Here is a 15,273-nt window from a genome sequence, read left to right as displayed (position 1 = left end):
GGCGGTGGCAGCAGCGACGCGCGTACGCCGCCACATCCGTAGTGCCCGCACACGATCACGTGGTCGACCTGCAGCACGCGCACTGCGTACTCGAGCACGCTGGCGGAATTGTCGTCGTCGGGATGGAACAGGTTTGCGATGTTGCGATGGACGAACAGCTCGCCGGGTGCGCAGTGCGTGATGGTTTCGGCCGGCACGCGGCTGTCGGCGCAGCCGATCCACAGCACGCGCGGGTTCTGGCCGCGTGCGAGCGCGTCGAAGAAGCCGGGCGTGTATTCACGCGTTTCGCGGGCCCAGGCGATGTTGGCAACCAGCATGCTCTTGGGGCGATTCATGAGGACTCCTTTGTGATAAAGGCAAACGAATATCGGCGGAAATGACGTAATGGCATTCTTTCTAAATTGAAAGGTTTGGTTTCGACTGATATTAGGGGTATGCCCTAGCACTTCGGGGGTGCTGAAACAATTTGTTTCAAATTGATTTGGCGCAGTGCATTGCATGCACCATTTCGCCGCATGACATGCACGGCGTGTGCCTGTTTCCGCGCAAAGGCCCGTATGACGGGGGTGTCAGCGTATTGCCATCGGCTTGTCATCGATCGGAAAAGATTTCCGCCGTATTTGCCAAATTAAATAGAAGAGCGGAAAAAACGAAATGGCCATTCACGCAATGATTCGTGAATGGCCATCGTGAAAATTGCGCGTCAATGCGTAATCGGTCAGAACAGGTTGCGGCGGTCGGGGTCGTGCAGCGGGTCGGGCGTTTTCTGCGTGATGCGCAGGATGCCCTGCGGATCGAAGTAGAAGCTGTACATCATGTACCAGACGTTGTCCTCGAGATACCGATAGGTCCACACCTCGCGCTTCATCAGCGGGAAGTAGGACGTCTCGACGGGGCGTCCGAAGTTGACGAGGACGTCGGTCTTCGTCCACTTGCCGATCTCGGCGCGATAGAACTCGCTCGGCTGCAGGACCTGGCGGACGTTGACGATCTTGTGGGCCGCGTCGACGTCGGCCGCGACGGTGATTTCGCCCATCGGCTGGGTCGGCCACATCAGGCGCTTGCCGCCGCCGGGCAGGTCGTAGATCTCGCGCGGCGGGCCCATGCGCGCGACGATCGCCGACTCGTCCTGGCCGGCCTGGTATTGCTGCCACGGTTGCGCGCAACCGGCCAGCAGCGCGGCAGCGCCGGCAAGCAGCACCGGCAGGCGCGCGGAAATGCGAATGCGCATGGGATTCTCCCGAACACGGAAACAATTCCCGTTTTATCACGGACGGCGCGCGGCCGCGCGTCGCGTGGAAAAAATCGGTGCGGATCACCAGCGCCGTCGCGCTTGCGGGCGGCACGGGCACCGGCCTATGATCCGCGCTTCTCGGGCAGATTGAAGGGCAGGTGGCCGATGCAGGGGTGGAAGCGGTGCGCGCTCGCGTTGAGCGCGGGGTGGATGCTGGTGTCGTCCGCATTTGCCGGCGGCGAGCCGGTGCGGATCGCGCTGATCGAAGGGATGTCGGGCCCGTTCGCGAACGCGGGTGCGGCAGTCGAGCGCAACCTGCGCTTCGGCGTCGAGCAGGTCAACGCGGCCGGCGGCGTGAAGCTGCGCGACGGTGCGCATCCCCTCGAGCTCGTCGTGCTCGACAGCAAGGGCAGCCCCGAGGAGGCACTCGTGCAGTTGCGCGCGGCCGCGGACCGCCATATCGGGTTCGTCACGCAGGGCAACAGCTCGGCCGTCGCGGCCGCGCTCGTCGTGGCGCTCGACAAGCTGAACGCGCGCGATCCGGACAACCGAATGCTGTTCCTCAACTATTCGGCCGACGATCCGGCGCTGACCGGCGCGCGCTGCAGTTTCTGGCATTTCCGCTTCGATGCGCACGCGGGCATGCGGATGGCCGCGCTCGCGGACGTGATGGCGCGCGACCGCGCGCTGCGCAAGGTCTACCTGCTGAACCAGGACTACAGTTTCGGCCACGACGTCAGCGCGCTCGCACGGCAGGCGCTGGCCGTGCGGCGCCCGGACGTGACGATCGCCGGCGACGAATTCCACCCGATCGGCCGGATCAAGGATTTCTCGCCGTATATCGCAAAGATCCGCGCGAGCGGCGCCGACGCCGTCGTGACCGGCAACTGGGGCAACGACCTCACGCTGCTCGTGAAGGCGGCGCGCGAGCAGGGGCTGAACGCGAAGTTCTATACGTTCTACGGCAACAGCCTCGGCGCGCCGGCGGCACTCGGCGACGCCGGGGTCGGGCGGGTCGTGGCCGTGGCGGACTGGCACCCGAACGCGGGCGGCGCGAAATCCGATGCGTTCTACCGCGCGTTCCGGAACCGTTTTCCGGCCGCCCAGGACGACTATCCGGTGCGCCGGATGAGCCTGATGATCGAGATGCTGGCCGCCGCGCTGAACCGCGCGGGGTCGGCCGACCCCGTCGCGGTTGCGCGCGCGCTCGAAGGCCTGTCGTTCGACGATGGCTTCCACGCGTCGCGGATGCGCGCGCAGGATCACCAGTTGATCCAGCCCCTTTACGTGATGGAGATGGACAAGGTCGGCACGCCGGGCGTGCGCTTCGACAACGAGGGTTCGGGCTATGGCTTCCGGACGGTGCTCGCGGTGCCGGCGCAGCGCACGGAGATGCCGTCCGCGTGCTCGATGACGCGCCCGTGACAGGAGGAGGTAAGAACGGTGCGGAGTTGTGCTACAATGCCCGCCGGTTGTAAGTCACGGCACGGCCATTCTTCCGTGTCCGCCTGTTCAGTTAGAAAGGAAATCACATGTCTGTTGCAGATATCAAGAAGTCGGAAGTCGTTGCTCAGTTCGCCCGCGCTACCAACGACACGGGGTCGCCCGAAGTCCAGGTCGCTCTGCTGACCGCACGTATCGTCGAACTGACGGGTCACTTCAAGACCCACGCGAAGGATCACCACAGCCGCCGCGGCCTGCTGCGCATGGTGAGCCGCCGCCGCAAGCTGCTCGACTACCTCAAGGGCAAGGATGCCGACCGTTACCGCGCACTGATCGAGAAGCTGGGTCTGCGTAAGTAATCGAGGCGATTGCCGCCAGCAAGATGCCTGTGTCAGTCCGCTGATACAGGCATTTTGTTTTTGCGCGGTGCGTAGCGTCACACGCATCGCAGGCTGTCCGGCACGTTCGTGCGGGGCTGCCGCAACGGCTGATGCCGGGGCAGGATTTGTGTCATTCCAGCGCGTCGCTGCGTGAGCGCCGCGCTGGAATGGCATAAAAAACACACCTTGCTCCGGGTGATTCGGTCGGGACGCCGCCGTGCTGGATGGCCGGCGCGGCGAATGAAATGCATGAATTCAAAGGAGCAACCATGTCCATGTTCAACAAGGTCGTGAAGGAATTCCAGTGGGGCCAGCACAAGGTGCGCCTCGAAACCGGTGAAGTCGCTCGCCAGGCAAGCGGCGCGGTGATCGTCGACGTCGAAGACACCGTCGTGCTGGCAACCGTCGTCGGCGCGAAGTCGGCGAAGCCGGGTCAGGATTTCTTCCCGCTGACCGTCGACTACCTCGAGAAGACCTATTCGGCCGGCAAGATCCCGGGCGGCTTCTTCCGTCGCGAAGGCCGTCCGTCGGAGCACGAGACGCTGACGTCGCGCCTGATCGACCGTCCGCTGCGCCCGCTGTTCCCGGAAGGCTTCTACAACGAAGTCCAGGTCGTGATCCACGTGCTGTCCGTGAACCCGGAAATCCCGGCGGACATCCCCGCGCTGATCGGCGCATCGGCTGCGCTCGCCGTGTCGGGCCTGCCGTTCAACGGCCCGGTCGGTGCCGCTCGCGTGGCCTACATCGACAACGCATACGTGCTGAACCCGACGCGTGACCAGATCAAGGCATCGAGCCTCGACCTCGTCGTCGCCGGTACGGAACGTGCGGTGCTGATGGTCGAATCGGAAGCCGATCAACTGTCGGAAGACGTGATGCTCGGCGCCGTGGTGTTCGGCCACGAGCAAATGCAGGTCGCGATCGACGCGATCCACGAACTGGTGCGCGAAGGCGGCAAGCCCGAGTGGGACTGGCAGCCGGCACCGAAGAACGAAGCGCTGATCGCGCGCGTGACCGAGCTGGCACAGAACGACCTGCTCGCTGCTTACCAGCTCCGCGACAAGCAGGCACGCTCGACGAAGCTGAAGGAAGTCTACGCAGCAACCTCGGCGAAGCTCGAGGAAGACGCGCAGGCAGCCGGTACGGCCGCAGCCGACAAGGCAACGGTCGGCAACGTGCTGTTCGACATCGAAGCCAAGATCGTCCGTTCGCAGATCCTGAACGGCGAGCCGCGCATCGACGGCCGCGACACGCGCACCGTGCGCCCGATCGAGATCCGTACCGGCGTGCTGCCGCGTACCCACGGCTCGGCGCTGTTCACGCGCGGCGAGACGCAGGCGCTGGTCGTCGCGACGCTCGGCACGAAGGGTGATGAGCAGATCATCGACGCGCTCGAAGGCGAGTACCGCGAGCGCTTCATGCTCCACTACAACATGCCCCCGTTCGCGACCGGCGAAACGGGCCGCGTCGGCTCGCCGAAGCGCCGCGAAATCGGCCACGGCCGCCTCGCGAAGCGCGCGCTGGTCAAGTGCCTGCCGAGCGCCGACGAATTCGGCTACTCGATCCGCGTCGTGTCGGAAATCACCGAATCGAACGGTTCGTCGTCGATGGCTTCGGTGTGCGGCGGCTGCCTCGCGCTGATGGACGCCGGCGTGCCGATGAAGGCGCACGTCGCGGGTATCGCGATGGGCCTGATCCTCGAAGGCAACAAGTTCGCGGTGCTGACCGACATCCTCGGCGACGAAGATCACCTCGGCGACATGGACTTCAAGGTGGCCGGCACGGAGCAAGGCGTGACGGCACTGCAGATGGACATCAAGATCCAGGGCATCACGAAGGAAATCATGCAGGTCGCGCTCGCGCAAGCGAAGGAAGGCCGCATGCACATCCTCGGCAAGATGACGTCGGCAGTCTCGGGTGCGAACACGCAACTGTCGGAATTCGCGCCGCGCATGATCACGATCAAGATCAACCCGGAAAAGATCCGCGACGTGATCGGCAAGGGCGGTTCGGTGATCCGCGCGCTGACGGAAGAAACCGGCACGACCATCGACATCTCCGACGACGGCGTCGTGACGATCGCGAGCACGAACAGCGACGGCATGGCCGAAGCGAAGAAGCGCATCGAGCAAATCACGGCAGAGATCGAAGTCGGCCAGGTGTACGAAGGCACGGTTCTGAAGCTGCTCGATTTCGGCGCGATCGTGAACCTGCTGCCGGGCAAGGATGGCCTGCTGCACATCTCGGAAATCGTCAACGAGCGTGTGAAGGACATCAACGACTACCTGAAGGAAGGCCAGCAAGTGAAGGTCAAGGTCATCCAGACGGACGAAAAGGGGCGCGTGCGTCTGTCGGCAAAGGCGCTGCTGAATGAAGCAGCGGCGGCGTCGCAGTCGGACACGCCGCCGCAGCAGTAAGCGGGCAGGCGGACCAACGGCCGGCAGTGCGAAAGCGTGCCGGCCGTTTTTTCTGTAGCATCGTTGTGCGGCGCAGCAGCGCCGGTCAGGCGCCCGTGCCGCGTGCGGGCGCGCCATCCGATTCCGATCCTGATCCTGGAGCGACCATCACCATGAAAGCCATCGAAATCACCGAATTCGGTGCCCCCGACGTGCTGAAGCTTGCGGAGCGCCCGCGCCCCGAACCGAAGCGCGGCGAAGTGCTGATCAAGGTGGCGGCTTCCGGTGTGAACCGGCCCGATGTGTTCCAGCGCAAGGGCGCCTATGCGCCGCCGCCGGGTGCGTCGGATCTGCCTGGCCTCGAGGTCGCGGGCGAGATCGTCGGTGGCGACCTGTCCGACGCCGCGCTGAACCCGTTCGGCCTGAAGCTGGGCGATCGCGTGTGCGCGCTGCTCGCGGGCGGCGGCTATGCGGAGTATGCGGTCGCGCCGCTGCTGCAGTGCCTGCCGGTGCCCGACGGGCTGACCGATATCGAGGCCGCGTCGCTGCCCGAAACGTTTTTCACCGTGTGGAGCAACGTGTTCGACCGTGCGCAGCTCGGCGCGGGCGAGGGCGGCGAGCAGGAAACGCTGCTCGTGCAGGGCGGTTCGAGCGGCATCGGCGTGACGGCGATCCAGATCGCGCATGCGCTCGGCTTTCGCGTGTTCGCGACGGCCGGCACCGCCGACAAGTGCCGCGCGTGCGAGGCGCTGGGCGCCGAACGCGCGATCAACTACAAGACGGAAGACTTCGTCGAGGTCGTGAAGTCGCTGACGCACGATCGCGGCGTCGACGTGATCCTCGACATGGTGGCGGGCTCGTACGTGCCGCGCGAACTGTCCGCGCTAGCGGATGGCGGCCGCCTCGTGCTGATCGCGCTGCTCGGTGGCGCGAAGACCGACGTCAACCTCGGCGAGATCCTGCGTCGCCGGCTGACCATCACGGGTTCGACGCTGCGCCCGCGTCCGGTCGAGTTCAAGGCGCAGATCGCCGCGCAACTGAAGGCGCGCGTGTGGCCGCTGCTTGCCGATGGCCGCATCAAGCCGGTGATCTATCGCGTCTTGCCGGCCGCGGACGCCGCGCAGGCGCACGCGCTGATGGAAAGCAGCGAGCACACCGGCAAGATCGTGCTCGATTGGGGTACGAACGCCTGACGGCCCGTGCGGCCGGGCTTGACATGCGCGGTTTGACCGGTGCAAGCCGCGCGCAGTAAAATCGCCGGTTTGCTTCGCCAGATCAAACCTGACGGCCGGTTTCCGGCGCGTTAATGACCAAGCGGTGACGAGACAGACACGATGTCGAAACAGAGAACTAAGCGTGTGATCGGCAACTGGAAGATGCACGGCCGGCTGGCCGGCAACCAGGCGTTGCTGAACGAAGTGGTGCAGGGCGCGGGCGCGGTGGCGGCCGAAACGTCGGTCGGCGTGTGCGTGCCGTTCCCGTATCTCGCGCAGGTTCAGGCGCAGCTCGACGGCGGCCGTGTCGCGTGGGGTGCGCAGGACGTGTCGGCGCACGAGCAGGGCGCGTTCACCGGTGAAGTGGCGGCCGCGATGGTCGCGGAGTTCGGCGCACGCTATGCGATCGTCGGTCACTCGGAGCGCCGCGCGTATCACGGCGAGCGCAACGAGACGGTCGCGGCGAAGACGCAGCGCGCACTTGCGGCGGGGCTCACGCCTGTCGTGTGCGTCGGCGAGACGCTCGACGAGCGCGAGTCGGGCGCGACCGAGCAGGTGGTCGGTGCGCAGCTCGACGCAGTGCTGGCCGTGCTGACGGCCGACGAGGCCGTGCGCATCGTCGTCGCATACGAGCCGGTCTGGGCGATCGGCACGGGCAAGAGCGCGACGTCGGCGCAGGCACAGGACGTGCACGCGTTCCTGCGTGCGCGTCTCGCGGCAAAGGGCGCGGCGGACGTGTCCGTACTGTACGGCGGCAGCGTGAAGCCGGACAACGCGGAAGAGCTGTTCGCGCAGCCGGACATCGACGGTGGCCTGATCGGCGGCGCGTCGCTGAAGGCGGAAGATTTCCTGGCGATCTGCCGGGCCGCACGCTGAGCGGTCCGAGATCGAATTGAACCATGACGGCGGCCGGTCGTTCCGGTCGCCTGATCCATTCGGGTGGGTGTGATGCTGTTATTCAAGACGCTGATTATTGTGGTGCAGGTGCTGTCTGCGCTCGGTGTGATTGGTCTCGTGCTGCTGCAGCACGGCAAGGGTGCCGACATGGGCGCTGCGTTCGGCAGCGGCGCGTCGGGCAGCCTGTTCGGTGCAACGGGCTCGGCGAACTTCCTGTCGCGCACGACGGGCATTCTCGCAACGATCTTCTTCGTCGCGACGCTCGCGCTGACGTACCTCGGTTCGTACAAGTCGACGCCGTCGGCAGGCGTGCTGGGTGGGGTTGCGACCGCACCGGCATCGGCGCCTGCAGCATCGGCACCGGCTGTCGCGGCATCCGCTGCCGCAGGTTCGGCTGCAAGCGCGCCGGGCCAGGACGTCCCGAAATAAAAAGTTAAAATTTTTGCGTTTGTGCGTTGAACAATTCTGGAAGTCAGGTTAGAATTTAATTCTTGAAGCGATTCGCGGGAAACAAGTAGTTACACCCCCGGTTGCATGCAGTGCCGACGTGGTGAAATTGGTAGACACGCTATCTTGAGGGGGTAGTGGCGAAAGCTGTGCGAGTTCGAGTCTCGCCGTCGGCACCAAAGTTACTCAATGCCAGCCGCTTCTAGTGGCTGGCATTTTTCATTTCTGGGGTGTGCTTGCGGTTGTCTTGCGATCGCCTGTACTCCGAAATGATTCCTTCCGCCGGAAGTGGTATTCTCCGGACGCTCAGAACCAACCGATAGAGGATTGCCTTGAACCTCGCAGCCTATTACCCCGTCTTGTTGTTCCTCCTCGTGGGCACTGGTTTAGGTATAGCGCTGGTCAGCATCGGCAAGCTCCTTGGTCCCAACAAGCCGGACGTCGAGAAGAACGCACCGTACGAGTGCGGCTTCGAAGCCTTTGAAGACGCCCGGATGAAATTCGACGTCCGGTACTACCTCGTCGCCATCCTGTTCATCATCTTCGATCTCGAAACCGCATTCCTGTTTCCGTGGGGCGTCGCGCTCCGGGATATCGGCTGGCCGGGTTTCATCGCAATGATGATTTTTCTGCTCGAATTCCTGCTGGGCTTTGCCTATATCTGGAAGAAAGGCGGCCTCGACTGGGAGTGATGGGTTAATCGCCGGTTTGCATGGGCGGCCACGCTCGGTCGCTCGTCTGGAGTGGAAAGCAAATGAGTATCGAAGGGGTCTTGAAGGAAGGGTTTGTCACCACGACGGCTGACAAGCTGATCAACTGGACGCGTACCGGCTCGCTGTGGCCGATGACGTTCGGGCTCGCGTGTTGCGCCGTCGAAATGATGCATGCGGGCGCGGCCCGTTACGACCTGGACCGGTTTGGCGTCGTGTTTCGCCCGAGCCCGCGTCAGTCGGACGTGATGATCGTCGCCGGCACGCTCTGCAACAAGATGGCGCCCGCGCTGCGTCGCGTGTACGACCAGATGGCCGAGCCGCGCTGGGTGATCTCGATGGGATCGTGCGCGAACGGCGGTGGCTACTACCACTACTCGTACTCGGTGGTCCGCGGCTGCGACCGGATCGTGCCGGTCGACGTCTACGTGCCGGGCTGTCCGCCCACCGCCGAGGCGCTGGTGTACGGCGTGATCCAGCTTCAGGCGAAGATCCGTCGCACCAACACCATCGCCCGTCAATAAAGCCCCGAGCGTCCCCTCAATATGGCAAGCAAAATCGAGACCCTCAAGGCAAACCTCGAAGCCGCGCTCGGCGCGCGCGTGGTGAGCCTCACCGAAGCGATTGGTGAACTGACGCTCGTCGTGAAGGCGAGCGATTACCTCGAAGTCGCAAAGATCCTGCGCGACGATCCGAAGCTCCGTTTCGAGCAGTTGCTCGATCTGTGCGGCGTCGACTACCAGACCTTCGGCGACGGCGCCTACGACGGCCCGCGCTTCGCGGCCGTGTCGCACCTGCTGTCGGTCACGAACAACTGGCGCCTGCGCCTGCGCGCATTCGCGCCGGACGACGATCTGCCGATCGTGGCATCGCTGGTCGACATCTGGACCTCCGCGAACTGGTACGAGCGCGAAGCGTTCGACCTGTACGGCATCGTGTTCGAAGGCCACCCCGACCTGCGCCGCATCCTCACCGACTACGGCTTCATCGGCCACCCGTTCCGCAAGGACTTCCCGGTGTCGGGCTATGTCGAAATGCGTTACGACCCGGAAGAGAAGCGGGTCGTGTACCAGCCGGTGACGATCGAGCCGCGCGAAATCACGCCGCGCGTGATCCGCGAGGATCGCTATGGCGGTCTGAAACATTAAGGGGGCGTCATGGCAGAAATCAAGAACTACACGCTCAACTTCGGCCCGCAGCACCCGGCAGCGCACGGCGTGCTGCGCCTCGTGCTCGAGCTCGACGGCGAAGTCATCCAGCGTGCCGATCCGCACATCGGCCTGCTGCACCGCGCGACGGAAAAGCTCGCGGAATCCAAAACGTTCATCCAGTCCGTGCCGTACATGGACCGTCTCGACTACGTGTCGATGATGGTCAACGAGCACGGCTACGTGCTCGCGATCGAAAAGCTGCTCGGCATCGAAGTGCCGGAGCGCGCGCAGTACATCCGCGTGCTGTTCGACGAGATCACGCGCGTGCTGAACCACCTGATGTGGATCGGCGCGCACGCACTCGACGTCGGCGCGATGGCCGTGTTCCTGTACGCATTCCGCGAACGCGAAGACCTGATGGACGTGTACGAAGCGGTGTCCGGCGCCCGGATGCACGCGGCGTACTACCGTCCGGGCGGCGTCTATCGCGACCTGCCTGACGCAATGCCGCAATACAAGGCGTCGAAGATTCGCAACGAGAAGGCGCTCGCGAAGATGAACGAAGCGCGCAGCGGCTCGGTGCTCGACTTCATCGACGATTTCTTCACGCGCTTCCCGAAGTGCGTCGACGAATACGAAACGCTGCTCACCGACAACCGGATCTGGAAGCAGCGTCTGGTCGGGATCGGCGTGGTCAGCCCGGAACGTGCGCTGCAGATGGGCCTGACGGGCCCGATGCTGCGCGGCTCGGGCATCGCCTGGGATCTGCGCAAGAAGCAGCCGTACGAAGTGTACGATCGCATGGATTTCGACGTGCCGGTCGGCGTGAACGGCGATTGCTACGACCGCTATCTGGTGCGCGTCGAAGAAATGCGCCAGTCGATCCGCATCGCGAAACAGTGTATTGAGTGGCTCCGCAAGAATCAGGGCCCGGTGATGACGGACAATCACAAGGTTGCCCCGCCGTCGCGCGTCGGCATGAAGACCAACATGGAAGACTTGATTCACCACTTCAAGCTCTTCACCGAAGGTTTCCATGTGCCGGAAGGCGAAGCGTACGCGGCGGTCGAGCATCCGAAGGGTGAATTCGGCATCTACCTCGTGTCGGACGGTGCCAACAAGCCGTATCGCCTCAAGATTCGCGCACCGGGTTTCGCTCACCTGGCGTCGCTCGATGAAATGGCGCGCGGTCACATGATCGCCGACGCCGTCACGATCATCGGTACGCAGGACATCGTGTTCGGCGAGATCGATCGCTAATGGTTAGCGCCGCCCGCGCGAGCGGGCGGCGAGCAGCAAGTCACACGCGATGCGCGCTGAACCGGCGCGGCTTCGCAAGCTGTCAACAGAGTGAGCGCCAGGTCTGCCGTCCATGCACCCCAGTGTGCGGCAGGATGTTCGTTCGGTAGGAATTGAAAGAGTCGTGTCTGAAAATGATCTCAGCTGAAGGCCTGAAGGAAATCGATCGAGCGTTGACGAAGTATCCCGCCGATCAGAAACAGTCCGCCGTGATGTCGGCGTTGGCCGTTGCTCAGGAAGAGCACGGCTGGCTGTCGCCCGAACTGATGCAGTTCGTCGCGGACTATCTCGGCATGCCGGCAGTCGCCGTGCAGGAAGTCGCGACGTTCTACACGATGTACGAGCTCAACCCGGTCGGCAAGCACAAGATCACGCTCTGCACGAACCTGCCGTGCCAGCTTGGCCCGGACGGTGGCGCGGAAGCGACGGCCGACTACCTGAAACAGAAGCTGGGCATCGGCTTCGGCGAAACCACGCCCGACGGCAAGTTCACGCTGAAGGAAGGCGAATGCATGGGCTCGTGCGGCGATGCGCCGGTGCTGCTGGTGAACAACCACAGAATGTGCAGCTTCATGAGCCGCGAGAAGATCGACCAGCTGCTTGAGGAGCTCTCGAAATGACGTCCCTCCACGACCGTCACATCAAACCGCTGATCCTCGCTGGTCTGAACGGCGAGAACTGGCATCTCGAAGATTACGTCGCGCGCGGCGGCTACAAGCAGCTGCGCCGCATTCTCGAAGAAAAGATTCCGCCCGAGCAGGTGATCGCCGACGTCAAGGCGTCGGGCCTGCGTGGCCGTGGCGGTGCGGGCTTCCCGACCGGCCTGAAGTGGAGCTTCATGCCGCGCCAGTTCCCGGGGCAGAAGTACCTCGTCTGCAACTCGGACGAAGGCGAGCCGGGCACGTTCAAGGATCGCGACATCCTGCGCTGGAACCCGCACGCGCTGATCGAAGGCATGGCCATCGGCGCGTACGCGATGGGCATCACCGTCGGCTACAACTACATCCACGGCGAAATCTTCGAAGTGTATCGACGCTTCGAAGCCGCGCTCGATGAAGCGCGCGCCGCCGGGTTCCTCGGCGACAACATCATGGGCTCGGAATTCTCGTTCCAGCTGCACGCGCACCACGGTTACGGCGCGTACATCTGCGGCGAAGAAACGGCACTGCTCGAGTCGCTCGAAGGCAAGAAGGGCCAGCCGCGCTTCAAGCCGCCGTTCCCGGCGAGCTTCGGCGTGTACGGCAAGCCCACCACGATCAACAACACCGAGACGTTCGCCGCGGTGCCGTTCCTGCTGTCCATCGGACCGCAGAATTACCTCGAGATCGGCAAGCCGAACAACGGCGGCACGAAGATTTTCTCGGTGTCGGGCGACGTCGAGCGTCCGGGCAACTACGAAGTGCCGCTCGGCACGCCGTTCGCGACGCTGATGGAGCTCGCCGGCGGGATGCGCGGCGGCAAGAAGATCAAGGCCGTGATTCCGGGCGGTTCGTCGGCGCCGGTGATCCCGGGCGACATCATGATGCAGACGGATCTCGACTACGATTCGATCGCGAAGGCGGGCTCGATGCTCGGTTCCGGCGCGGTGATCGTGATGGACGAGACGCGCTGCATGGTGCGTTCGCTGCTGCGCCTGTCGTACTTCTACTACGAGGAATCGTGCGGCCAGTGCACGCCGTGCCGTGAAGGCACCGGCTGGCTGTATCGCGTCGTGAATCGTATCGAGCACGGCGAAGGGCGCCAGGAAGATCTGGACCTGCTGAACTCGGTTGCCGAGAACATCATGGGCCGCACGATCTGTGCACTTGGCGATGCGGCGGCGATGCCGGTACGCGGGATGCTCAAGCACTACTGGGACGAATTCGCGTACCACGTCGAGCACAAGCACTGCATGGTCGGCGGCCACGCGCACGCGGCGGCAGCCTGAAGCGTACCCGGTTGCGGAATTTGAGCGCACGGTCGGGCGAAGGCGCGAACGGGCGGAAATAGGTTAAGGACCATTCACCATCATGGTTGAACTTGAAATAGACGGCAAGAAGGTCGAGGTGCCCGAAGGCAGCATGGTGATCCAGGCTGCGCACAAGGCGGATACGTACATTCCTCACTTCTGCTATCACAAGAAACTGTCGGTTGCGGCCAACTGCCGGATGTGTCTCGTCGAAGTCGAGAAGATGCCGAAGGCCGTGCCTGCCTGTGCGACCCCCGTGTCGGCCGGCATGATCGTCCATACGCAATCCGACAAGGCCGTGAAGGCGCAGCAGTCGGTGATGGAATTCCTCCTCATCAACCACCCGCTCGACTGCCCGATCTGCGATCAGGGCGGCGAATGCCAGCTGCAGGATCTGGCGGTCGGTTACGGCAAGTCGTCGTCGCGCTACTCGGAAGAGAAGCGCGTGGTGTTCCACAAGAACGTGGGCCCGCTGATCTCGATGGAAGAAATGTCGCGCTGCATCCACTGCACGCGCTGCGTCCGCTTCGGCCAGGAAATCGCCGGCGTGATGGAGTTCGGCATGCTGGGCCGCGGCGAGCACTCGGAAATCACGACGTTCGTCGGCAAGACGGTCGACTCCGAAATGTCGGGCAACATGATCGACCTGTGCCCGGTCGGCGCGCTGACCAGCAAGCCGTTCCGCTACAGCGCCCGTACGTGGGAACTGTCGCGCCGCAAGTCGGTGAGCCCGCACGATTCCGTCGGCGCGAACCTCGTCGTGCAGGTGAAGAACAACCGCGTGATGCGCGTGCTGCCGTTCGAGAACGAAGCCATCAACGAATGCTGGATCTCGGACAAGGATCGCTTCTCGTACGAAGGCCTCAACAGCGAAGAGCGCCTGACGAAGCCGATGCTGAAGCAGGGCGGCCAGTGGATCGAGACCGACTGGCAGACCGCACTCGAATACGTTGCGAAGGGCCTGAAGGGCATTGCCGCGGATCACGGCGCGAACGCGCTGGCGATGCTCGCGAGCGCGCACAGCACCGCTGAAGAGCTGTTCCTCGTGAAGCAGCTCGCCAACGAACTGAAGACGCCGAACGTCGACTTCCGTCTGCGTCAGCAGGATTTCTCGGCGCCGGTCCAGGGCGCACCGTGGCTCGGCATGCCGATCGCCGATCTGTCGAACGTGGACGCCGCGTTCGTCGTCGGTTCGTTCCTGCGCCGCGACCACCCGCTGTTCGCCGCCCGCCTGCGTCAGGCCGCGAAGAACGGCGCGAAGCTGCACTTCCTGCACGCAACCGGTGACGACGCACTGATCCCGACCGCGCAACGTATCGTTGCTGCACCGTCGGCATGGCTCGACCAGCTGGCCGGCATCGCTGCGGCCGTCGCGCAACTGCGCGGCGTCGCGCTGCCCGACACGCTCGCGGGCGTCACGGCATCGCCGGCTGCACAGGCTGTCGCCCAGTCGCTCGCGAACGGCGAACGCCGCGCGGTGCTGCTCGGCAACGTCGCGGTCCGCCATCCGGAATTCGCGAAGCTGCACGCTGTCGCCAAGTGGATCGCCGACAACACCGGCGCCACGTTCGGCTTCCTGACGGAAGCTGCGAACACGGTCGGCGCGCACGTCGTCGGCGCACTGCCGGGCGAAGGCGGCCTGAACGCACGCGAAGCGTTCGAGCAGCCGCGCAAGGGCTACGTGCTGCTGAACGTCGAACCGGAATTCGACACGGCCGATCCGGCGCAGGCACTCGCCGCGCTGAACCAGGCTGAGATGGTCGTCGTGATGTCGCCGTTCAAGCACGGCCTCGACTATGCCGACGTGCTGCTGCCGGTTGCGCCGTTCACGGAAACGGCCGGTACGTACGTGAATGCGGAAGGCACCGTGCAAAGCTTCAACGGCGTCGTGCGCCCGCTCGGCGACACGCGTCCGGGCTGGAAGGTGCTGCGCGTGCTCGGCAGCCTGCTCGGCCTGCCGAACTTCGAATACGAGACCTCGGAAGAAGTGCGTCTCGCAGCGCTCGGCGACGCCGGCGTCGCGGGCCGCCTGTCGAACCAGACGTCGGTCGCGCCGGTGCGCGTTGCGGCGAATGCCGCGAACGGCGGTTTCGAGCGCCTGGCCGATGTGCCGATCTATCATGCCGACGCACTCGTGCGCCGCGCAGGTGCGCT

15 protein-coding genes and 1 tRNA gene are annotated in these 15,273 nt (G+C 64.3%); 14 read left to right on the top strand and 2 right to left on the bottom strand.

All coding sequences use genetic code 11. From position 1 onward, the window contains the following. Both JYJ84_RS13360 and JYJ84_RS13355 read right to left on the bottom strand, forming a co-directional pair. The coding region (locus JYJ84_RS13360; protein WP_275890720.1) for a carbonic anhydrase at positions 1-335 on the bottom strand (335 nt) is incomplete at its 3' end. Between the two features lie 383 nt (positions 336-718). After that, positions 719-1,231 carry a hypothetical protein gene (locus JYJ84_RS13355; protein ID WP_122945904.1) on the bottom strand — a complete coding sequence of 171 codons (513 nt, stop codon included), beginning with the start codon at positions 1,229-1,231 and terminating at the stop codon, positions 719-721. A 168-nt stretch (positions 1,232-1,399) separates the two neighbouring features. On the opposite strand from JYJ84_RS13355, the gene JYJ84_RS13350 reads away from it, so the two are divergent. From JYJ84_RS13350 to nuoG, 14 genes are all read left to right on the top strand, one after another. Further along, positions 1,400-2,659, top strand: a complete 1,260-nt coding sequence (locus tag JYJ84_RS13350) for a branched-chain amino acid ABC transporter substrate-binding protein (RefSeq protein ID WP_175223064.1) — start codon at positions 1,400-1,402, stop codon at positions 2,657-2,659. A 107-nt stretch (positions 2,660-2,766) separates the two neighbouring features. After that, complete coding sequence (rpsO, locus tag JYJ84_RS13345; RefSeq protein ID WP_043188860.1) at positions 2,767-3,036, top strand: 30S ribosomal protein S15; 270 nt, start codon at positions 2,767-2,769, stop codon at positions 3,034-3,036. Between the two features lie 290 nt (positions 3,037-3,326). Continuing rightward, a complete protein-coding gene (gene pnp / locus JYJ84_RS13340; RefSeq protein ID WP_122945901.1) occupies positions 3,327-5,474 on the top strand; it encodes a polyribonucleotide nucleotidyltransferase in 2,148 nt (715 codons plus the stop codon). 152 nt (positions 5,475-5,626) lie between these two features. Then, positions 5,627-6,646, top strand: coding sequence for an NAD(P)H-quinone oxidoreductase (locus JYJ84_RS13335; RefSeq protein WP_122945900.1), 1,020 nt, complete (start codon positions 5,627-5,629; stop codon positions 6,644-6,646). Positions 6,647-6,787: 141 nt separating this feature from the next. Continuing rightward, the gene (gene tpiA / locus JYJ84_RS13330) at positions 6,788-7,543 is read left to right on the top strand and encodes a triose-phosphate isomerase (RefSeq protein WP_122945899.1); all 756 of its coding nucleotides are present in this window, start codon (positions 6,788-6,790) and stop codon (positions 7,541-7,543) included. 72 nt (positions 7,544-7,615) lie between these two features. After that, positions 7,616-7,993 carry a preprotein translocase subunit SecG gene (secG, locus tag JYJ84_RS13325; RefSeq protein WP_011352700.1) on the top strand — a complete coding sequence of 126 codons (378 nt, stop codon included), beginning with the start codon at positions 7,616-7,618 and terminating at the stop codon, positions 7,991-7,993. A 112-nt stretch (positions 7,994-8,105) separates the two neighbouring features. Beyond that, a tRNA-Leu gene (locus tag JYJ84_RS13320) sits at positions 8,106-8,190 on the top strand. Between the two features lie 153 nt (positions 8,191-8,343). Then, the gene (locus JYJ84_RS13315) at positions 8,344-8,703 is read left to right on the top strand and encodes an NADH-quinone oxidoreductase subunit A (RefSeq protein ID WP_006398798.1); all 360 of its coding nucleotides are present in this window, start codon (positions 8,344-8,346) and stop codon (positions 8,701-8,703) included. Between the two features lie 62 nt (positions 8,704-8,765). Next, a complete protein-coding gene (locus JYJ84_RS13310; protein WP_006398799.1) occupies positions 8,766-9,245 on the top strand; it encodes an NADH-quinone oxidoreductase subunit B family protein in 480 nt (159 codons plus the stop codon). Between the two features lie 21 nt (positions 9,246-9,266). Beyond that, positions 9,267-9,869: an NADH-quinone oxidoreductase subunit C gene (locus JYJ84_RS13305; RefSeq protein WP_122945898.1), complete on the top strand. Its 603-nt coding sequence runs from the start codon at positions 9,267-9,269 to the stop codon at positions 9,867-9,869. A gap of 9 nt (positions 9,870-9,878) precedes the next feature. Next, on the top strand, positions 9,879-11,132 hold the full coding sequence (locus tag JYJ84_RS13300; RefSeq protein ID WP_043188847.1) for an NADH-quinone oxidoreductase subunit D: 1,254 nt from the start codon (positions 9,879-9,881) through the stop codon (positions 11,130-11,132). Positions 11,133-11,305: 173 nt separating this feature from the next. After that, positions 11,306-11,791, top strand: coding sequence for an NADH-quinone oxidoreductase subunit NuoE (gene nuoE / locus JYJ84_RS13295; RefSeq protein WP_006750460.1), 486 nt, complete (start codon positions 11,306-11,308; stop codon positions 11,789-11,791). Then, entirely contained in the window at positions 11,788-13,098 is a 1,311-nt protein-coding gene (nuoF, locus tag JYJ84_RS13290) for an NADH-quinone oxidoreductase subunit NuoF (RefSeq protein WP_006478267.1), read from the top strand. The genes nuoE and nuoF overlap by 4 nt, the downstream gene beginning before the upstream one ends. 82 nt (positions 13,099-13,180) lie before the next feature. After that, a partial coding sequence (gene nuoG / locus JYJ84_RS13285; protein WP_205189218.1) for an NADH-quinone oxidoreductase subunit NuoG occupies positions 13,181-15,273 on the top strand: 2,093 nt, incomplete at its 3' end.

Origin of the sequence: Burkholderia sp. LMG 13014, from assembly GCF_905232215.1 — a bacterium.
Classification (GTDB): domain Bacteria; phylum Pseudomonadota; class Gammaproteobacteria; order Burkholderiales; family Burkholderiaceae; genus Burkholderia.
The sequence above is the reverse complement of the archived record's forward strand: the minus strand, read 5'-3'. Positions and strand labels throughout refer to the sequence as shown.

Bases quoted from the DNA above. Each gene is read 5' to 3' on its own strand.
- JYJ84_RS13355 (WP_122945904.1), bottom strand. From the start codon at position 1,231: ATGCGCATTCGCATTTCCGCGCGCCTGCCGGTGCTGCTTGCCGGCGCT.
- JYJ84_RS13300 (WP_043188847.1), top strand. From the start codon at position 9,879: ATGGCAGAAATCAAGAACTACACGCTCAACTTCGGCCCGCAGCACCCG.
- tpiA (WP_122945899.1), top strand. From the start codon at position 6,788: ATGTCGAAACAGAGAACTAAGCGTGTGATCGGCAACTGGAAGATGCAC.
- rpsO (WP_043188860.1), top strand. From the start codon at position 2,767: ATGTCTGTTGCAGATATCAAGAAGTCGGAAGTCGTTGCTCAGTTCGCC.
- pnp (WP_122945901.1), top strand. From the start codon at position 3,327: ATGTCCATGTTCAACAAGGTCGTGAAGGAATTCCAGTGGGGCCAGCAC.
- JYJ84_RS13350 (WP_175223064.1), top strand. From the start codon at position 1,400: ATGCAGGGGTGGAAGCGGTGCGCGCTCGCGTTGAGCGCGGGGTGGATG.
- secG (WP_011352700.1), top strand. From the start codon at position 7,616: ATGCTGTTATTCAAGACGCTGATTATTGTGGTGCAGGTGCTGTCTGCG.
- nuoE (WP_006750460.1), top strand. From the start codon at position 11,306: ATGATCTCAGCTGAAGGCCTGAAGGAAATCGATCGAGCGTTGACGAAG.
- JYJ84_RS13305 (WP_122945898.1), top strand. From the start codon at position 9,267: ATGGCAAGCAAAATCGAGACCCTCAAGGCAAACCTCGAAGCCGCGCTC.
- nuoF (WP_006478267.1), top strand. From the start codon at position 11,788: ATGACGTCCCTCCACGACCGTCACATCAAACCGCTGATCCTCGCTGGT.
- JYJ84_RS13335 (WP_122945900.1), top strand. From the start codon at position 5,627: ATGAAAGCCATCGAAATCACCGAATTCGGTGCCCCCGACGTGCTGAAG.
- JYJ84_RS13310 (WP_006398799.1), top strand. From the start codon at position 8,766: ATGAGTATCGAAGGGGTCTTGAAGGAAGGGTTTGTCACCACGACGGCT.